This window comes from Trinickia dinghuensis, from assembly GCF_003367175.1.
Taxonomy (GTDB): Bacteria; Pseudomonadota; Gammaproteobacteria; order Burkholderiales; family Burkholderiaceae; genus Trinickia; species Trinickia dinghuensis.
This window is the reverse complement of record NZ_QRGA01000003.1, coordinates 523,906-542,786: the sequence shown is the minus strand read 5'-3', so window position 1 is coordinate 542,786 and position 18,881 is coordinate 523,906. Positions and strand designations below refer to the sequence as shown.

18 protein-coding genes are annotated in these 18,881 nt (G+C 63.1%); 11 read left to right on the top strand and 7 right to left on the bottom strand.

All coding sequences use genetic code 11. The features are described from left to right. Positions 1 to 17: 17 nt before the first annotated feature. Positions 18 to 878, bottom strand: coding sequence for a MurR/RpiR family transcriptional regulator (locus DWV00_RS06660; protein ID WP_181885378.1), 861 nt, complete (start codon positions 876 to 878; stop codon positions 18 to 20). A gap of 305 nt (positions 879 to 1,183) precedes the next feature. Between DWV00_RS06660 and DWV00_RS06655 the strand changes: the two genes are divergently transcribed. From DWV00_RS06655 to DWV00_RS06610, 10 genes are all read left to right on the top strand, one after another. Then, entirely contained in the window at positions 1,184 to 2,779 is a 1,596-nt protein-coding gene (locus DWV00_RS06655; protein ID WP_245964758.1) for an ABC transporter substrate-binding protein, read from the top strand. Between the two features lie 269 nt (positions 2,780 to 3,048). Next, positions 3,049 to 4,680, top strand: a complete 1,632-nt coding sequence (locus tag DWV00_RS06650; RefSeq protein ID WP_115532728.1) for an ABC transporter substrate-binding protein — start codon at positions 3,049 to 3,051, stop codon at positions 4,678 to 4,680. Between the two features lie 121 nt (positions 4,681 to 4,801). Continuing rightward, positions 4,802 to 5,812, top strand: a complete 1,011-nt coding sequence (locus DWV00_RS06645; protein ID WP_115532727.1) for an ABC transporter permease subunit — start codon at positions 4,802 to 4,804, stop codon at positions 5,810 to 5,812. 14 nt (positions 5,813 to 5,826) lie between these two features. Then, positions 5,827 to 6,741, top strand: a complete 915-nt coding sequence (locus DWV00_RS06640; RefSeq protein WP_115532726.1) for an ABC transporter permease subunit — start codon at positions 5,827 to 5,829, stop codon at positions 6,739 to 6,741. Further along, complete coding sequence (locus DWV00_RS06635) at positions 6,741 to 7,751, top strand: ABC transporter ATP-binding protein (protein WP_115532863.1); 1,011 nt, start codon at positions 6,741 to 6,743, stop codon at positions 7,749 to 7,751. Before DWV00_RS06640 ends, DWV00_RS06635 begins: the two co-directional genes overlap by 1 nt. Beyond that, positions 7,748 to 8,767, top strand: a complete 1,020-nt coding sequence (locus tag DWV00_RS06630) for a peptide ABC transporter ATP-binding protein (RefSeq protein ID WP_115532725.1) — start codon at positions 7,748 to 7,750, stop codon at positions 8,765 to 8,767. Before DWV00_RS06635 ends, DWV00_RS06630 begins: the two co-directional genes overlap by 4 nt. Continuing rightward, positions 8,760 to 9,893 carry a TraB/GumN family protein gene (locus DWV00_RS06625; protein WP_115532724.1) on the top strand — a complete coding sequence of 378 codons (1,134 nt, stop codon included), beginning with the start codon at positions 8,760 to 8,762 and terminating at the stop codon, positions 9,891 to 9,893. Before DWV00_RS06630 ends, DWV00_RS06625 begins: the two co-directional genes overlap by 8 nt. A gap of 245 nt (positions 9,894 to 10,138) precedes the next feature. Continuing rightward, positions 10,139 to 11,140, top strand: a complete 1,002-nt coding sequence (locus DWV00_RS06620; protein WP_245964757.1) for a glycosyltransferase family protein — start codon at positions 10,139 to 10,141, stop codon at positions 11,138 to 11,140. Beyond that, positions 11,137 to 11,946 carry a phytanoyl-CoA dioxygenase family protein gene (locus DWV00_RS06615; protein ID WP_147297849.1) on the top strand — a complete coding sequence of 270 codons (810 nt, stop codon included), beginning with the start codon at positions 11,137 to 11,139 and terminating at the stop codon, positions 11,944 to 11,946. The genes DWV00_RS06620 and DWV00_RS06615 overlap by 4 nt, the downstream gene beginning before the upstream one ends. A gap of 4 nt (positions 11,947 to 11,950) precedes the next feature. Continuing rightward, complete coding sequence (locus DWV00_RS06610) at positions 11,951 to 13,120, top strand: multidrug effflux MFS transporter (RefSeq protein ID WP_147297848.1); 1,170 nt, start codon at positions 11,951 to 11,953, stop codon at positions 13,118 to 13,120. A 19-nt stretch (positions 13,121 to 13,139) separates the two neighbouring features. Here the strand turns inward: DWV00_RS06610 and DWV00_RS06605 are convergent, their stop codons facing one another. The 5 genes from DWV00_RS06605 to pxpB all read right to left on the bottom strand — a co-directional run bounded on the left by DWV00_RS06605 (position 13,140) and on the right by pxpB (position 17,520). After that, positions 13,140 to 14,096 carry a DUF979 domain-containing protein gene (locus DWV00_RS06605; RefSeq protein WP_115532720.1) on the bottom strand — a complete coding sequence of 319 codons (957 nt, stop codon included), beginning with the start codon at positions 14,094 to 14,096 and terminating at the stop codon, positions 13,140 to 13,142. Positions 14,097 to 14,098: 2 nt separating this feature from the next. After that, positions 14,099 to 14,872, bottom strand: a complete 774-nt coding sequence (locus DWV00_RS06600; RefSeq protein ID WP_115532719.1) for a DUF969 domain-containing protein — start codon at positions 14,870 to 14,872, stop codon at positions 14,099 to 14,101. A gap of 174 nt (positions 14,873 to 15,046) precedes the next feature. Continuing rightward, the gene (gene pxpA / locus DWV00_RS06595) at positions 15,047 to 15,799 is read right to left on the bottom strand and encodes a 5-oxoprolinase subunit PxpA (RefSeq protein ID WP_115532718.1); all 753 of its coding nucleotides are present in this window, start codon (positions 15,797 to 15,799) and stop codon (positions 15,047 to 15,049) included. Positions 15,800 to 15,820: 21 nt separating this feature from the next. Continuing rightward, positions 15,821 to 16,870, bottom strand: coding sequence for a 5-oxoprolinase subunit C family protein (locus DWV00_RS06590; RefSeq protein WP_115532717.1), 1,050 nt, complete (start codon positions 16,868 to 16,870; stop codon positions 15,821 to 15,823). After that, positions 16,867 to 17,520 (bottom strand): 5-oxoprolinase subunit PxpB, encoded by a 654-nt coding sequence (gene pxpB, locus DWV00_RS06585; protein ID WP_115532716.1) that lies wholly within the window; start codon positions 17,518 to 17,520, stop codon positions 16,867 to 16,869. The genes DWV00_RS06590 and pxpB overlap by 4 nt, the downstream gene beginning before the upstream one ends. Before the next feature lie 149 nt (positions 17,521 to 17,669). Between pxpB and DWV00_RS06580 the strand changes: the two genes are divergently transcribed. Next, positions 17,670 to 18,182, top strand: a complete 513-nt coding sequence (locus tag DWV00_RS06580; RefSeq protein ID WP_115532715.1) for a winged helix DNA-binding protein — start codon at positions 17,670 to 17,672, stop codon at positions 18,180 to 18,182. Between the two features lie 75 nt (positions 18,183 to 18,257). On the opposite strand, the gene DWV00_RS06575 is transcribed toward DWV00_RS06580, so the two are convergent. Then, positions 18,258 to 18,860 carry a 5-formyltetrahydrofolate cyclo-ligase gene (locus tag DWV00_RS06575; protein ID WP_115532714.1) on the bottom strand — a complete coding sequence of 201 codons (603 nt, stop codon included), beginning with the start codon at positions 18,858 to 18,860 and terminating at the stop codon, positions 18,258 to 18,260. Between the last annotated feature and the right edge of the window lie 21 nt (positions 18,861 to 18,881).

Below are 18,881 nucleotides of genomic sequence, written 5' to 3'. Positions count from 1 at the left end.
AGGGGAATGACGGCCGGTTATGCGTCCTCGGCGACGCGCCCGGCTCTCAGTGCTTCGATGCGTTTCAATCTGGCTTTGGCCTCGTCGGGCGCGCGTTGCACGAGCGCGGCGATGAGCGCTTCGGTTTGCGCGAGGACCGGCACCTTCGTGTCGAACGGCGATGCGGCCTGTCCGAACGAGACCAAGACGGCGTCGGCGAAGCTCGCAATGGGCGAGCGCCACTCGTCCGTGAACAGCACGACGTGCGCGCCGAGTTCGCGCGCCACGCGTGCGAATTGAACGACGCTCTCTTGGTAGCGGCGATAGTCGTAGACGACGAGCACGTCGCCCGGCGCGAGATCGGCGAGCGCTTCGGATCCGCGTTCGAGCGACGGTTCGACGTGGCGCGCGCGCGGGCGCAACTGGCTTAGGAGCCTCGCGAGCCACGATGCGATGAACTCGCTCGCGCGGCCGCCGCAGCAAAGCACGGTGCGCTGTTGATCGGCGAGCAGCGAGACGGTGCGCTCGAAGTCCTCGCGCGATGCCATCTCCGCCGTCTTGCCGATCGCGAGCGTCATCGAGCCGAGCATCGCCTGCTGCGTGTCTTCGGTGTGCGGCTCGTCGGCCGACGATTCGAGCCGCGAGAGCGGCGAGTTCATGCGGGCGTCGACTTCGGTGAGCAAGGCGCGTTGAAATTCGGGATAGCCCTCGAATCCGAGCTTCAAGACGAGCCGATGAACCGTGGGATCGCTGACGCCGGCAGCGCCGGCAAGCTGCGAGATCGACGTCAGTGCCGCGCTCGGGTAGTTGGCGAGCAGGACGGCCACGACGCGCCGCTCCGCGACGGTAAAGCTGTCTTCACGCTGCTTGAGCAGGATGCGCACGGAAGGGCGGGTCACGATGCCTCGTTCGATGAATCGATGAAATCTTCGGCTGCATGAGCGGGCCGTAGCCCGGAATGTAACGTTCATTACGTTGACGGAATGCTAACAAGCCAAAAACGTTCGTCAACGGCGCAATGGCTCAGTGTTTACCCGCGACATAAGGCGCATACGATTCATCTAAGGTAATCGGTGTCGTGATGGTTATTACATGGACGGTGCATTTCATCGTACGGGCGCCGTGCTACGCTTGCTCGCTTGCCAATGAAGGAGCGTTTATGCCGGTACGTCGTCCGTTTCCCGCCGTCCGCTTCACTTCGTTCATGATCGTGGCGGCCGCTATGGCCAGCGTCCTGCTCGGCACTGGCCACAGCGCAGCCGCCGAGCTGCCTGCGAAAACGCTCGTCTACTGCTCCGATGCCAGCCCCGCCGGTTTCGATCCGGCGCAATACACGACGAGTGTCGAGTTTTCCGCCGCGGCGTACACCGTCTACAACCGCCTCGTCGAATTCGAGCACGGCGGCACGAAAGTCGAACCGGGCCTGGCACAGTCGTGGGAGATCTCCGACGACGGCCGCGTCTATACGTTTCATTTGCGTCACGGCGTGAAGTTCCATACGACGCCGTATTTCAAGCCCACGCGCGAGTTCGATGCCGACGATGTCGTGCAGACGTTCGAGCGCATGCTCGATCCGAACGACGCGCTGCGTAAGGCCTATCCAGTCTCTTTTCCGTACTTCGTCGATCTAGGTCTAGCCGCGAACCTGGCTAAGGTCGAGAAGCTCGACCCGTACACCGTGCGCATGACGCTGCATACCGCAAGCGCGCCGTTCTTGTCGGAACTGGCGATGCCGTTCGCGTCGATCATCTCCGCGGAATATGCCGGTCAATTGATGCGCGAGGGCAAGGCCGCCGACTTGAATCGCAATCCGATCGGCACGGGGCCGTTCATCTTTCACAGCTACGAGAAGGACGCCACAATCCGTTTCGACGGCAACCCCGACTATTGGAAGAGCGGCGTCGTGCGCTTGAGCAAGCTCGTGTTCGAAATCACGCCCGATCCGCAGGTGCGGGAGGAAAAGCTCAAAGCGGGCGAATGCGACGTGATGAACTATCCGAGCCCGGCGGACGTCGCGTCGTTGTCGAGCGACCCCAATCTGCAAGTGCCGCACCAGGTCGGCTTCAATCTCGGCTTCCTCGCCTACAACACGACGCACAAGCCGCTCGATAACGTCGACGTGCGCCGCGCGCTCGACATGGCCATCGACAAGCAGGCGATCGTCAAATCGGTTTATCAAGGCGCGGGCGAGGTGGCCGTCAACCCGATGCCGCCCACACAGTGGTCGTACGATGCGGCGCTCAAGGATGCGCCTTACGATTCCGCGCAAGCGAAAGCGCTGCTCGCGAAAGCGGGCTACCCGAATGGCTTCGCGTTGACGCTGTGGGCCATGCCCGTGCAGCGTCCTTACAATCCGAACGCGCGTTTGATGGCCGAGATGATCCAGGCCGACTGGGCGAAGATCGGCGTGCAGGCGAAGATCACGACCTACGAATGGGGCGAGTACGTGCGGCGGGCGCATGCGGGCGAGCACGACGCGATGCTGATCGGCTTCACGGGCGACAACGGCGATCCCGACAATTGGCTCGGCGTGCTGCTCGGTTGCGCGGCCGTGAACGGCAGCAATTTCTCGAAGTGGTGCTACAAGCCGTTCGACGATCTGATCGTCAAGGCGCGCGAGACGAACGACGTCGGGCAGCGCACGCGGCTCTACACGAAAGCACAGGAAATCTTCAAACAGCAGGTGCCTTTTACGCCGATTGCGCACTCGACGGTGTACCAGCCGCTGCGCAAGAACGTCACGGGCTTCAAGATCGATCCGTTCGGCCCCACGCAGTTCTGGGGCGTGGGCCTGAAATAGCAACCCGGCAACGCCGCGCCGCGACGCTCGCGGCGCCCCCGGAATCAATCGTGCTTGCGGGTAACTCCGCGTTGAATCCTCCGATCTTTCGACTAGATATCAGAGGACGTAGATTGACAGACAATTTTAGTGGCACTAAACATGTGCGAGGCAAAAGTCAACGCGAGCAATTGCTGATCGTTGGCTTTCCCCGACCGCTTGTTCGGGTAATCAAAGCTCAGTAATATCCGCGTACGCTGGCTACGGCCGGCATGAGACCTGGAGGAAACATGAAGCAAAACAGACTGTTGCGCGCTGTGCGGTTGAGCGCGATCGCGGCCGCCACCGTGACGGTATCGCTCGCAGCGACGATCTCGCACGCGGCCGACATCCCCAACAAGACCCTCGTGTACTGCTCCGAGGGGAGTCCTGCCGGTTTCGATCCCGCGCAATACACGACGGGTACCGACTTCACCGCGAACACGTTCACCGTCTACAACCGCCTTGTCGAATTCAAGCGCGGCAGCACGCAGGTGGAGCCGGCGCTCGCCGAGTCGTGGGATGTTTCGCCTGACGGAAAGACGTATACCTTTCATCTTCGTCACGGCGTGAAGTTCCAAACGACTGACTATTTCAAGCCGACGCGGGAGTTCAACGCCGACGACGTTGTCTTCACGTTCGAGCGCATGCTCGATCCGAACCAGCCGTTCCGCAAGGCCTATCCGGTGTCGTTTCCGTACTTCACCGACATGGGTCTCGACAAGCTGATCACGAAGGTCGAAAAAGTCGATCCGTACACGGTGCGCTTCACGCTGAGCCAAGTGAACGCGCCGTTCATCCAGAACATGGCGATGGAATTCGCATCGATCCTGTCGAAGGAGTACGCGGATCAATTGATGAAGGAAGGCAAGGCGTCGGACATCAACCAGAAGCCGCTCGGCACGGGTCCGTTCGTCTTCAAGAGCTATACGAAGGACGCGACGATCCGTTTCACCGGCAACCCCGACTACTGGAAGCCGGGCGCCGTGAAGCTGAAGAACCTGATCTTCTCCATCACGACCGATGCGAGCGTGCGCGCGCAGAAGCTCAAGCGCAACGAATGCCAGGTCATGAGCTATCCGAATCCGGCTGACATCGCCGATCTGAAGAAGGACGCCGACATCGCGATGCCGTCGCAGGCGGGCTTCAACCTCGGCTACCTGTCGTTCAACGTGTCGCATAAGCCGCTCGACAACGTCGAAGTGCGCAATGCGCTCGACATGGCCATCAACAAGAAGGCCATCATCGACTCCGTCTACCAAGGCGCAGGCCAGCCGGCGAAGGCGCCGATGCCGCCGACGCAATGGTCGTACGACGGCAACCTGAATCTGCCCTCCTACGATCCGACCAAGGCGAAAGCGCTGCTCACGAAGGCCGGATTCCCCAACGGCTTCGACATCACGCTCTGGGCCATGCCCGTGCAGCGGCCGTACAACCCGAACGCGAAGCTGATGGCCGAGATGATCCAGTCCGACTGGGCCAAGATCGGGGTCAAGGCGAAGATCGTCACCTATGAGTGGGGCGAGTACATCAAGCGCGCGCACGCGGGCGAAGACGATTCGATGCTGATCGGCTGGAGCGGCGACAACGGCGATCCCGACAACTGGCTCGGCACGCTGCTCGGCTGTGAGGCTGTGAACGGCAACAACTTCTCGAAGTGGTGCTACAAGCCGTTCGACGATCTGATCCAGAAGGGCCGCACGACGAATGGGCAGGACGCACGCTCGAAGATCTACACGCAAGCGCAGCAGATCTTCGCCCAGCAACTGCCGTTCTCTCCGATCGCGCACTCCACCATCTATCAACCGACGACCAAGAACGTCGTCGACATGCGCATCGAGCCGCTCGGCTATGCCCGTTTCGACGGCGTCAGCCTGAAGTAACGGCGATGCGGTACGCTCTTTCGGGCATGCCCGGGAGCGCTAGCTCGTTCTCCGGCGACAGGGACCTCGCGTCCCTCGTCGCCGGTCGCGTTTTTTCTCCTGCAAGATAAAGGGACGAACCATGTTCCGATTCGTATTACGTCGCATCGGGATGGTGATACCGACGTTCATCGGCATCACGATTCTCGCCTTCGCGCTCATCCACCTGATTCCCGGCGACCCGATCGAAGTCATGATGGGCGAGCGCGGCGTCGATCCGGCGATGCACGCGGCCGCGCTGCACCGGCTCGGGCTCGACGAGCCGCTGCCGATGCAGTACATCCATTACGTGTGGCGTGCGCTGCACGGGAACCTCGGCGTATCGATCATCACCAATACGAGCGTGATGAACGAATTTCTGGCACGTTTCCCGGCCACCGTCGAGCTGTCGATCTGCGCGATGGTGTTCGCGCTCGTCATCGGCCTGCCGGCCGGCGTCGTCGCGGCGCTCAAGCGCGGCACGATCGTCGATCACGGCGTGATGGGCACCGCGCTGACCGGCTATTCGATGCCGATCTTCTGGTGGGGCCTCATCCTCATCATGTTTTTCTCCGTCGCACTCGGGTGGACGCCCGTGTCGGGCCGCATCGCCGTCGAGTACGACATTCCTCACGTGACGGGCTTCATGCTGATCGATGCGCTGCTGGCGCCCGATGAAGGTTCGTTCAAATCCGCCGTGAGCCACCTGATCCTGCCCGCGATCGTGCTCGGCACGATTCCGCTCGCGGTCGTCGCCCGCATGACGCGGTCCTCGATGCTCGAGGTGCTGCGCGAGGACTACATCCGCACAGCGCGCGCGAAAGGGCTCTCGCCCGTGCGCGTGATCGTCGTGCATGCGCTGCGCAATGCGCTGATTCCGGTCGTGACCGTGATCGGTCTTCAAGTCGGCACGCTGCTCGCGGGCGCGGTGCTGACCGAGACGCTGTTTTCGTGGCCCGGCATCGGCAAATGGCTCATCGATGCGATCAGCCGGCGCGACTACCCGGTCGTGCAAGGCGGGATTCTGATGATCGCGTCGCTCGTGATCGTCGTGAATCTTTGCGTCGATTTGCTCTACGGCGTGCTCAATCCCCGCATTCGCCACACGCGCTAAAGGAGCCCGCAATCATGGCAGACATTCAAAACACGGTTCCTCAAAGCGTCACGCCGCCCAGTGGACGCGCACTCGCGCTGCGCGAGTTCTGGAGCAACTTTTCGCGCAATCGCGGCGCGGTGGCGGCCGGCATCGTCGTGCTCGTGCTGGTTTTCGTCGCGATTTTCGCCCCGCTGATCGCCCCGCATAGCCCGATCGCGCAGTACCGCGACTACGTCAAGATTCCGCCGGCCTGGCTCGACGGCGGCAACTGGAAGTTCGTGCTCGGCACCGACGAAGCGGGCCGCGACATCTTGTCCCGCCTGATGTACGGTGCGCGCATGTCGTTCTGGATCGGCTTCGTGTCGGTCGTGCTGGCGCTGCTTCCGGGCATCGTGCTCGGCCTTTGCGCGGCGTTCTTCGGCTGGGCCGATACGCCGATCATGCGCGCGATGGACGTGCTGCTCGCGCTGCCGTCGCTGCTGCTGGCGGTGGCCGTCGTCGCGATCATCGGCCCGGGGCTGACCAACACGATGTTCGCGATCGCGATCGTCGCGCTGCCCGGCTACGTGCGCTTGACGCGGGCATCGGCGCAGGGCGAACTGCAGAAGGAGTACGTGACCGCCTCGCGCGTGGCCGGTGCCGGCACGCCGCGGCTCATGTTCTCGCAGGTGCTGCCCAACTGCACGGCACCGCTGATCGTGCAGGCGACGCTCGGGTTTTCGTCGGCGATTCTCGACGCGGCCGCGCTCGGCTTCCTCGGGCTCGGCGTGCAACCGCCGACGGCCGAGTGGGGCGCGATGCTCGCATCGGCGCGCGACTATATCGACAACGCCTGGTGGATCGTGACGATGCCCGGCATGGCGATTCTCATTTCGGTGCTCGCGATCAATCTGCTCGGCGACGGGCTGCGCGACGCGCTCGATCCGAAACTGAAACGGTTGGCTTAATCATGAACAATCTTCTGACCATCCGTAATCTGGCTGTCACATTCGGCGGCGCACCGGCCGTCGACGGCATGAGCCTCACCGTTGCCCCCGGCGAGGTCGTGGGCGTCGTCGGCGAATCGGGCTCGGGCAAGAGCGTGACGATGATGGCGCTGATGGGCCTCATCGACGCGCCAGGCGTCGTCACCGCCGACGAAGTCACGTTCGACGGCAAGGATCTGCTGAAAGCCTCGGCGAAAGCGCGCCGAAAGATCGTCGGCAAGGACATCGCGATGGTGTTCCAGGATGCGCTGACGAGCCTCAATCCGAGCTACACCGTCGGCTATCAGATCAAGGAAGTGCTGAAGCTGCACGAGGGGCTGCGCGGCGCGGCGCTCGATCGGCGCGCGCTCGAGTTGCTCGATCAGGTGGGCATTCCCGACGCCAAAGGCCGGATCACGGCATTTCCGCATCAGCTTTCGGGCGGCATGAATCAGCGCGTGATGATCGCGATGGCCGTGGCCTGCAACCCGAAGCTGTTGATCGCCGACGAACCGACGACCGCGCTGGACGTGACGATCCAGGCGCAGATCATGGATCTGCTCGTCAAGCTGCAGAAGGAGCGCGGCATGGCGCTCGTGCTGATCTCGCACGATCTGGCCGTGGTCTCCCAAGTGGCTCAGCGCGTGGCGGTCATGTATGCGGGCGAAGTCATCGAGACGAATCGGGTGCCCGACATCTTCGCGCAGCCGCATCATCCGTACACGGAAGCGCTGCTCGCGGCCATTCCCGAGCACAATCGCGGTGCCAAGCGGCTCTCGGCGCTGCCCGGGATGGTGCCGGGCCGTGACGACCGCCCGAGCGGGTGCCTGTTCGCCCCGCGCTGCAAATACGCGGTGGACGACTGCCGCAAGGGCCGGCCGGCGTTGGATGCGGTCGATCCGCACAATGCGCTCGCAGGTGTGCGCTGCATCAAACCTTTGAACCTCGAAGCCATGCGCTCGAACACGACCCAGCACGGAGGCGCCCGATGAACGCAGTCCCGGAAGTGACGCGCGCGCCGCGGCATGACGATAACCTCGTGCTGGTCGCGGATGGGCTCGCGAAGCATTACCCCGTCAGGCGCGGCATGTTCGGCCAGGCGACGGTCAAGGCGCTGAACGGGGTGTCGTTTTCGCTCGTGCGCGGCAAGACGCTGGCCGTCGTCGGCGAGTCGGGCTGCGGCAAGTCGACGCTCGCCCGGCAGCTGACGATGATCGAGCCGCCCACGTCGGGACGGCTGCTCGTCGAAGGCGAGGACGTGGCGGGGGCCGACAAGGAGAAGCTGGCCCAACTGCGCCGCCGCGTGCAAATGGTGTTCCAGAACCCGTTCGCCTCGCTCAATCCGCGCAAGACGGTCGAGCAGACGCTTTCCGAGCCGCTCGTCATCAACGCTCAAATGAGCGCGACGGAGCGCGCGGGCCGCGTGGCGCAGATGATGCGCACGGTCGGGTTGCGTCCGGAACACGCAAAACGCTATCCGCACATGTTTTCCGGCGGACAAAGGCAGCGGATTGCCATCGCTCGTGCGATGATTCTGGATCCGCGTATCGTGGTGGCCGACGAGCCCGTTTCGGCGCTCGACGTTTCCATCCAGGCGCAGATCCTGAATCTGTTTATGGACCTGCAAGAGCAGTTCAAGACGAGCTACGTCTTCATTTCGCACAACCTGTCCGTCGTCGAGCACATTGCCGACGACGTGATGGTCATGTACTTCGGCGGCGTGGCGGAGTTGGGCGAGAAAAAGACGATCTTCGCCAAGCCGCGCCATCCGTACACGCGTTCGCTGATGTCGGCCACGCCGGCCATCTTCGAGGCCGACCGGCGCACGCAGATCAAGCTGGAAGGCGAAATGCCGTCGCCGCTCAATCCGCCTTCGGGCTGTACGTTCCATCAGCGCTGCCCGTACGCGATCGACCGGTGCCGGGCGGAGGAGCCGAAGCTGCGCGAAGTCGACGGCCGCCTCGTGTCGTGTCACCGCGCCGAAGAGGTGGGGGACGCGGATGGCTGAAGCGCGAGCGGCGCGTAACCGTGCGCGCCGCTCGCGCGAGGACGCCTTCGGGGCCGTCCTCGCGCGGCGGGCACGGGCCTGCCTGCGACGGTTGCAGGTGCTCGTGCTCACGTTTCTCTTCACGCTGGCGCTCGATCCGCGCTCCGGCGGGCCGATTTCTCCGGCTTTCGCGGGGCCTGCCGCCGCACCCGTCGCGCAAGCGGCGCCTTCGCCGAGCGCGGCGATTCCCGGTTTTCATGGGCCGCCGCCCGGCTTCGGCGGGACCACCGCGAGCGGCCATGTGCGGGCCGAGCCGGCTCATATGCCGTTTTACGTCGCCACGAAAGGCACGACGACGATCTACCTGCTTGGGACGCTGCACGTCGGCGATCCCTACGATTACCCCCAGAATCAGCCATTTCGGCCGCCGATCATGGCTGCGCTGAGGGCGTCGCCTACGCTTGCGCTCGAGATTTCGCCCGACGATCTGCTGCGTTCGCAAGACGACGTCTCGAAGTACGGCGTCTGTTCCTATGCCTGCCTGCCGCGCTTGCTGCCCGAGGCGATCATGCACAAGCTCGCGTTTCGCTTGCGCGGCAATCCGGCTGCGCTCGAGGAAATCAAGAAGACACGGCCTTGGCTGGCCGCGCTGCTCGTCGAAACTTACGATTCGCTGGCCGCGGGCCTGCAAACCGAATACGGCACCGAGGCGCAGCTCGAAAACGTCTTTTTGCCGACCAAGGGCAAGATCGTCGGGCTGGAGACGCTGGCCGAGCAGATGCGGGCGTTCACGAATCTGACGCTGGCCGAGCAGCGCGAGATGCTGGCGCAGGACATCGCGCAGACGCCGACGCAGAACATGGACGACGTGAAGACGCTGCATCGGCTGTGGCGGATCGGCGATGCCGACGCGATCGCGGCTTGGGCGTCGGCGAAGTCGGAGCGGCTCGCGCGCACGCTCGCTGTCGCGCAAGCGCTCGACAACCGCATCGTCTATGAGCGCAACCGGCGCTTCGCGGTGCGGATGAACGCGATCGCCGCGCCCAATCGTCCGATTTTCGTCGCGATCGGGGCACTGCATTTGGGTGGGCCGAAAGGGGTGCTCGCGCTCCTGCGTCAGCGCGGGTTTACGGTCGAGCCCGGGTGATCGGCATCTCGCCGCCTGCCGATCGCTCGCTTGGGCTGCGTCGATGCCGGCGCATTGGCAGCCGGTCTGCACTTCAACTCGTCCGAAATTTCCAAGGTCCAGCCGCTTGTGCTTCGCACATGCCTATAGTTCGACCGGCGCGCGGTCAGCCTTTGTCCCGCTGATCGCCTGATTGTGGCGGCGATTTTCCGCAGGCATTTTTCGATCGTCGCTGTTCATTACCGCCGGAAAAACTATTGGTCGACGTGATGGAATCAAGTGACGATGTAGCAACGGGTGATCTCGTGCTCTGTGTTCCCATGGGCTGGGATACCTATATTTCCAGGGAATTCCATGAAATCCATCGGAATTTGGTGGCACTCGGATGGAAGTTGATGGTTGTGGGTGCAGTAGAAGAGGAGCAACTACTGGAGTCCATTCATCGAGCACGTGTCGTGCTGCTTTGGGAGTGCTATGAGCTTTTGGAGCGACACGCAGAGCCGTTCGCTGCGCTGCCCCACGGCGTTCGTCGTATCGTATTTTGCGATGACGTCCACTATTTCAGCGCTCATCGGCGCGCACAGCGGCAGCGCGCGTTTGATTGGGCAGACTTAATTTTGGCCACTTATCCGGAAAAGCTCGTCGATTGGTTTCCGGAGACGAAACGAAATATCAAATGGGTGCCTCATGCGGCGGCATCCTACTTCACGCCCATATTTGCGCCTGCCTCCGATCGCATATTGCTATCGGGCTCGCGGGCGTGGCCCTATCCCTTCCGTCAATTTTGCGCCGCGAAGCTCTCGCCCGAGGTTTGCCACGTTGTCGATCACCCGGGCTACCCAGGCTATCCGGGCGACAAGGCAAATCAAATGCGGGCTGACACCAAGGCACTGGCGGCCGTTGGCGGGGAGCGATACGCGTCGCTGTTGCGCCGTCATCCGGCGATGCTCGTATGCGGCTCGATATTCAACTACCTGGTGGCCAAAGTATTTGAAGGAATGGCGGCCGGATGTTTGATCGTCGCAGATCGATCATCGCTGGGCCTCCGGCTCGCGGCGCTAGGGTTCCATGAAAACGAGCATTATCTCGGGACCGATATTTTTCACGCAATGGAGGATTGCGCAGCCGTTCAACGATCCTTTAGCAGCAGCGACAAGTGTTGGTCCGTGATCACAGAGAGAGCCGCGCAGAAGGTGGCGGCGCATCATACGACGGCAATTCGCGCCAGTGAAATTCACACGCTGTGTGTTGACGAGGTGCGGAATTGAACGCCGATTACTTGTTAAGGACCTATCGAGACGCGGGAGCCGTCTATCCTCTGCCGGGACTGTCTATGCGCGAGGTTAGGGAAACCCAGGACAACTATCGGTCCATATGTGATCGCGGTCAGGTTTTGCCGAAAAGGGAGCAGAGAGTATTCGGGCATCTTTTGCATCCGTGGGTCGCGCAACTCGTCGCACACCCGGCCGTGCTGAAAGTCGTACGTGCTCTGATAGGTCCAGACATGCTCGTATGGGTCAGTGAGTTCAATGTCAAGCCGCCGCAGACGAACGGATTTTTTTCCTGGCACCAGGATCTCTACTACTGGCAGCACCGATATAACGACTTGCCCGCAATTCCGATGGTGACGGTCTGGCTTGCGCTGACCGACGCGAACGCGGCTAACGGGGGAATGCGGGTTCTGCCGGGTAGCCACTCCTTGCTCGTCGAACATACGGAGCAACCCAATCCCAATAACATGCTGACTCGGGCGCAGCATGTGCGTGGCGCGGTTGATGAGAGCAGGGCTGCACAGGTTAACCTGAATGCGGGCGAATTTTCGGTGCATCATCCGCTGTTGTTTCATGCATCAGGACCGAATGACAGCGATTTGGCCCGTATTGGCCTCGTGACGCGCTACGTGGCGCCTCAGGTCGTCCCGGCTGTGAGGCCTGCCTATACGTGGCTGGTTAGCGGCGAGGATGCTCTCGGCAATTGGGATCATGTCGCGCCGATGGATGTAATGAGCGGTGGAGCGCTGAGGCAAAAATGTATGAGTGCGGTACAAGCCGCAACCGGCGCTCGCTTCAAGTAAGCGCGTGAAGCACAAGGTCTGGTTTGCATCTCTCGGCGCCCTTTGCGCCATTGGGCCGGTGTCCATCGACATGTATTTGCCCGCGGCGGCCCATATGGCCGTCGCGTTTGGCGTGGGCGCAAATGAGATTGCACTGTCGGTCCCGAGTTACCTCGCTGGGGTACTCATCGGGCAATTGGCTCATGGGTTCGCGAGTGATCGATACGGCAGGAAGCCGCCGCTCTACGTGGGATTGCTGATCTATAGCGTGTCGTCGTTTGCATGTGCGTGCGTGGGGCGAGTCGATTGGTTTGTCGCCTTGCGGTTTCTGCAAGGGATTGGCGGAAGTGTCGGGATGGTGCTGACAAGGGCGATGATTCGCGATCGTACGGACACGCGCGATGCGGCACGCGCGTTTTCCGCACTAATGCTGATAGCGAGCGTTGCTCCACTGATGGCGCCGCTGCTTGGGGCCACCTTGCTTCATATGGGCGGTTGGCGCGTGATATTCGCTTCGATGGGTTCGTTCGGGGTCATCCTGTTCGCTGTCTGTAGAGCTTTACCGGAGACGCTGGACCGTAGCCGACGCGACTTGGACACGCGCTCACCCGGGCCGCATCATTGGCGCGAAATATTTCGCGATCGCCAGTTTGTCGCTTGCGCCTTGTCCAGCGGGTTTTTGCAGGGCGGCATGTACGCTTATATCGCGATGTCGGCGATCGTTTTCCTCGATGAGTACGGGTTATCTTCCGGCAGGTTCGGCATCATGATCGCGGCCAATTCACTTGGAATGGTGGTCGCAGCCCAGATCAATGCTTGGCTGATTCGGCGGGTTGACCTGCAAAGCATCGTCAGATGGGGGCTCTGGACATCGGTTGCATCGCTGATGTTCCTCGCAGGCTTCGCGGAAAAGCCGCCAGCCTCAGTATTGTTTGCTGCTGTCTTCGTCTATTTGTCGACAATCGGGTTCGTCGCACCGAATTCTGCGGCGATTGCCCTTGCAAGGCATACGGATTCCGCGGGTTCGGCAGCGGCGCTATTAGGATCATTGTTGTTCGGTATTGGCGTAGCCAGCGGCGCGATCGTCACTCACGTTCTACCGGATACCCCGACGCGTGCCTTGATGCTTGTTATGGCTGCATGCAGCGCTTTGGCTACACTCGTGTTTTATCTGGGGCAGCGCAAGCGGCCCTGACGGGCCGCAGCACATCCCCTCACCGAAACATAAACATATTCAGCAGCACGATGTTCACGATCAGCAGGACAATACCGGTCGGCGCTTGCACCTTGATGACGGCGTTCTTGTCCGGCAATTCCAGCAACGCCGCCGGCACGATGTTGTAGTTCGCCGCCATCGGCGTCATCAACGTGCCGCAGTAGCCCGAGAACATCCCGATCGCAACCATCACGGCCGGATTGCCGTGAAACACGTTCACGAGGATCGGCACGCCGATACCGCCCGTCATCACCGGAAAAGCCGCAAAGCCGTTGCCCATCACCATCGTGAACAGGGCCATGCCGACGCAATAGACCGCCACCGCCACGAACCGGTAATCGAGGTTCACATAGTCGGTCGCCACGTGCGCGACCGCCTTGCCGACACCCGCATCGGCGAACACGAGCCCGAGCATCCCCAGCATCTGCGGCAGCACCGCAGCCCAAGACAGCGCATCGATCAGGCGCCGCGCCTCCTTGGCCGATTGCCCCACCGAGTCGCGCGTGACGAAGCAGGCCACGGCCAGCGCGACGACGCAGCCGATGCCGAAGCCGACGAGCGTCGCGTTCTTCGGATCGATGAGCGGTACCCCGCCCACGACGAGCTTCCCGGCCAACAGCGTCACGATCACCGTCACGGCGGGGATCGTCAGTGCCGGAACGAAAAGCAGGTTGCCGAGCCGCTTGGCGCTCGCGTTGCGCGTCTCGTCGCTCGGCATGTTCGGTTTGGCGCCGAGCACGCCACCGAAGCCCGCGATGACCGCCATTGCGATGACGAGCACGCCGACCAGCTCCGCCGGCAGCGCATCGCCGACGAGGAAGATCACCGCGTAGATGATCCAAAAGCCCCCGGCCGCGAAGCGGCGCGGATGCTGCTTATCGGTGACGATCATGACGCCGACGATGAGGAGCAGGGCCCCGACGAGCCAAAAGAGATGGGTGAGTAAAAGCGTCATGTTCACTCTCCCGCGGCGTTGGCCGACGATTGCGCGGATACGCCGCCCACGCGCGGCGCGCTGCTTCCGTCAACGGCAGACGAGGCTTGCGCCCCGTGCCCGAGTTCCTTGGCAAGACGCCGGTCGAGCAGATACAGCCGCACGCTGTGGATGATGAACGCGGCCAGCGCGGTCGGCATGCCCCAGACAGCCACATGCATCGGCGCGACGGAGATGCCGGCCTCTTTCAAGAACGTAACCATCAGCACGATGGCACCGAACGCGACGAAGATATCCTCGCCGAAGAACAGGCCGACGTTGTCGGTCGCGGCGGAATAAGCGCGCAACCGATAGCGCACGGCGTCGGAGATCTTGCCGTAGCGCGTTTCGGTCGCGCCTTCGGCCATCGGCGCGAGCAGCGGCCGCACCATCTGCGGATGGCCGCCGAGACCCGTCAGGCCGACTGCCGCGGTCAGCTCCCGCACGAGCAGGTAGACGATCAGGAGACGCCCGGCCGTGGCCGCTTTGATGCTCGAGATCCACATCTGCGCGCGCTCCCTGAGGCCGTGCCGTTCGAGCAGGCCGATAACGGCAAGCGGCAACAAGATAATCAGCGGGATATTGCGGGTCTTCAGAAAGCCGGTGCCGATGGCGGCGAGAATTTTGTCCGGCGGGAAATGCGCGCAAAGCGGGGTGACGACCGCCGCCACGGCGACGATCAACATCGGATTGAAGCGCAGGAGGAAGCCGACGATGATGACGGCCACTCCCAGTAACGGCCATAGATTGGTCTGCATTGGTTTGTCTCCATTACACGAACGTCGATAACATCGCTTCGCGCCACTTCTTTTTGTATTGCCTGCACGCACGTCGCGGCAAACGCAGGCGATGCGTTTATCTAATATTCATCGCCTTTTTTTGACACGGCTCTATCGGCCGCTTGCCCTGCTTGGACTGCGAGTTGAATCCGGTCAGTGCGACAAGCCCGAAGCCGCCTGCACCTCGACACCGTTTTCCTCGAGCGTCCGGCGCAGCTTCTGCGCGAACGCGAGCGCGTGCGGACCGTCGCCGTGCAGGCACAGCGTGCGCACGTCGAGCGGCACCCACTCGCCGGTGACAGTGCGCACGCGCTTGTCGCGCACCATCGAGAGCACGTGCGCGAGCATTTCGTCGTCGTCGTCGATGAGCGCGCCGGGCTCGCTGCGCGGCACGAGCGAGCCGTCGGTGCGGTAGCCGCGATCGGCGAATCCCTCCTCGACCGCGGTGAGGCCTGCTTCGCGCGCCATCTCGATGAAACGGCTGTTCGCCAGTCCGAATATCGCGACCGACGGATCGAAGTCGTGCACGGCCGAGATGATGGCCTCGGCGATCGCGGGATCGCGCGCGGCTTGGTTGTAGAGCGCCCCGTGCGGCTTCAAATGGACGACCCGCACGCCCTCCGCCTGGGCGATCGCGGACAGCGCACCGAGTTGATAAAGAATGCCGGCGTAGATGTCGTCGGGCGGCAAATGCATTTCCTTGCGCCCGAAGTTGGCCGGATCGTGAAAGCTAGGGTGGGCGCCGATCGCCACCTTCCGCTGCGCGGCAAGCCGCACGCAATCGCGCATCGCGTTCGCGCCCCCGGCGTGCCAGCCGCAGGCGATATTCGCCGAGCTGACGAGACCGAGTAGCGCTTCATCGGCATCGCCACCTTCGCCGAGATCGGCGTTCAAATCGATATTCATGACTTCCTCGTTACAAAACCTTCAAGCGGCGCGCGAAACACGTCGCATCCGCTCTTCATGCATGGCGATCGCGGCATCGATCTGCCGCAGATACGCGTGTTCCTCGGCGAGCGCGTAGCGCGCTTCCTCGCGCGTCGTACGGACAAAGCGAATAGCGGCGCCGAGCCGCACCTGGGCGAGCTTCCATAGATCGGCGGCGATCACGACGCCGATGCGGGGATAGCCGCCCGTCGTCTGCGCATCGCCCATCAGCACGATCGGCTGCCCGCTGCCCGGAACCTGGATCGTGCCGGGCAGCACCGCGTGCGAGAGCAGCTCGGTTTCCTGCTCGCGGACGAGCGGGCTGCCCTCCAGGCGATAGCCCATGCGATTGCTGTTCGGCGTCACGCGCCATTCGTCCAGCCAAAACGCGGTGCGCGCCGCCTCGCCGAACGTGTCGTACTCGGGGCCGCGCAGCACGCGGATCACCGCCGCGCGTTCGGCGCCGACGGCATGTTTGCCGCGTCGCATCGGCCCGCGCGCCACCTCGGCGAAACGGCACCATTCCGGTGCCTTCACGCCGAATGCCGGCGCATCGACCGACGTCGCTTTTCCCTGCTGCCGGGTGTTCGAGCCGATCGGCAGCCGGTCGCCGTCGCGCAGCTTGCGTCCGCCGAGCCCGCCGAACGCGGCGCTCAGATCGGTGCTGCGCGAGCCGAGCACCGGCACGACGTCGATGCCGCCTCGCACACAAATGTAGCCGCGCATGCCGCGCGTCGGCCCAAGCAGCACCAATTCCTGACCCGCACGAACCGGCAGGCTCCACCAAGTGTGCACGGGCGAGCCGTCCAATGTCGCGCTGAATTGCGCACCCGTGATCGCGACGCGCGCGGCCTGGGCGAAGCGAAGCGCCGTCGGGCCGACGGTCACCTCGATCGCTGCCGCCTCCGGCGCATTGCCGACGAGACGGTTGCCGACTTCGAGCGCGAGCGTGTCGAGCGCGCCGGCCTTCGCTACGCCCAGGTGCCGGTACCCGGGGCGGCCGAGATCCTGCACCGAAGAGAGCACGCCGGCACGCAGTACGTCGATCATCGAACGATCTCCAAGACGGTGAAGCGTACGCGGTCGCCGGGCTGCAGCAACGTCGGCGCATCTCGCGTGGGGTCGAAGAGCACGGAGGGCGTGCGCCCGATCAACTGCCAGCCGCCCGGCGAGGCGGCCGGATAAATTCCGGTTTGCGCGCCGCCGATGCCGACCGATCCGGCCGGCACCTCGAGCCTCGGTACCGCGCGGCGCGGCATGTGCAGCGATTCGTCGAGCTCGCCGAGGTAGGCGAAGCCCGGCTGGAAGCCGACGAAGAATACGATGTATTCGGCGCTCGCGTGACGCTTGACGACTTCGTCGACGCTCAGCCCAGTGTAGTCGGCCACGGCTTGCAGATCGGGCCCGTCCGCGCCGCCGTAGCGTACGGGAATGTCGACCTCGCGCGTGGACGGCTGTACGCCGACCGCCCGGTTCCACGCCACCGAAAGCTCGGACGCGAGCGTTTCGAGGTCGGCGGACCGCGGATCGAAGACGACCGTGAGGTTGTTCATGCCCGGCACGACTTCGACCACGTTCGGCCATTCCCCCAAGGCCTGAGCGAGCGCCCAGATCCGCTCCTGACAAGCGAGCGTCGCCGGCGCCGGGGCCTCGCACACGAGCGCGCTATCGCCGAACGGGTAGATTCGAGGTTCTGTCATCTCAGTGCACGCGGGGCCTGGATCAGGTCGCATTATCGATAAATTATCGATATTTTACCCATAAGCGTTTCCGCTAGTGATAGTCGAGGGGCGGGCAGCGTACACTTCGCACACTCCTTCTTCTCATCATCAGCTTGCTAGTCGCCGCTATGTCGCGCCATCCGACCAAGATCGTATCTTCGGAACACCTCGTCTCCGAGACGAGCGTCGAGCTCTCGGAATTCGAATACGGCCTGATCATGGCGAGCAACGCGTTCAACCGCTGGATGGTGCGATGCATGTCGGCGGCCGGGGCCAAGGACATGACGGCCATCGAAGTGTCGCTGCTGCACCACGTCAGCCACCGCGAACGCAAGAAAAAGCTCGCCGATATCTGCTTCGTGCTCAATATCGAGGACACGCACGTCGCCACGTATGCGTTGAAGAAGCTCGTGAGTAGAGGGTATGTAAAAAGCGAAAAGACCGGCAAGGAAGTCTTCTTCTCCGCGACGCCGGCCGGGCGAGACCTCTGCAACAAGTATCGCGAGGTGAGGGAAAGCTGTCTCATCGCGGCGCTCAAGGAAAGCGGGCTTGCCAACGAGCAGATCGGCGAGGCCGCTCAACTCATGCGGAATGCATCGGGCCTCTACGATACGGCCGCGCGCGCCGCTGCATCGCTTTAAGACTGGAGTTGATTTCGCCCGCCGTGCTGCGCCGCACGCGCGGTGAGACATGACGCTTCGTGCTACGCCTCGCCTTTATGTGGGCATCTGCGGGCTGGCGAACAACCCGGCGTCCGTGACGATCGCGTCGAGCGGTATGTCGTGCACCTCGCGCGGCAATGCCGCTCGGCATGCTTCGTAAGCGATTCCGATCGTAACCGGCTTGGCGGCGCCGGACCATGACGACAGCGTGCGGTCGTAATAGCCGCCGCCGTAGCCGAGCCGATAGCCGTCGCCGTCGAAGCCCACGCAGGGCACGAGCAATAGATCGGGCAGCACCGGCTGCGTTTGTTCCGGTTCCGGTATGCGATGGTGTCCGATGCGCATGGGCGTATCCGGCGTCCATGCGTGAAAACGAAGCGCGTGTCCCTTCATGGCAACGACCGGCAGCGCAGCCTGGCGCCGCGCATCTTGCGCGAGCCATTCCCCGACGATCGTGCGTGCGTCGAATTCGCCCGTGAGCGGCCAATAAAATCCCACGGTGTGGGGTGCGTGACGCGCGAGCGCCTCGCGCAGATGGACGGCGAGCGATGCGTTGGCGAAGCCCGCTGTTGCGGCCTCGCAACGCGCTTGCAGCAAGCGTTTTCGCAGTTCGGCTTTCGATTCCGCCGAGGGGTTGCGTGCTATGCTTTCGCTCAATTTTTTGCTCCCCGAACCACG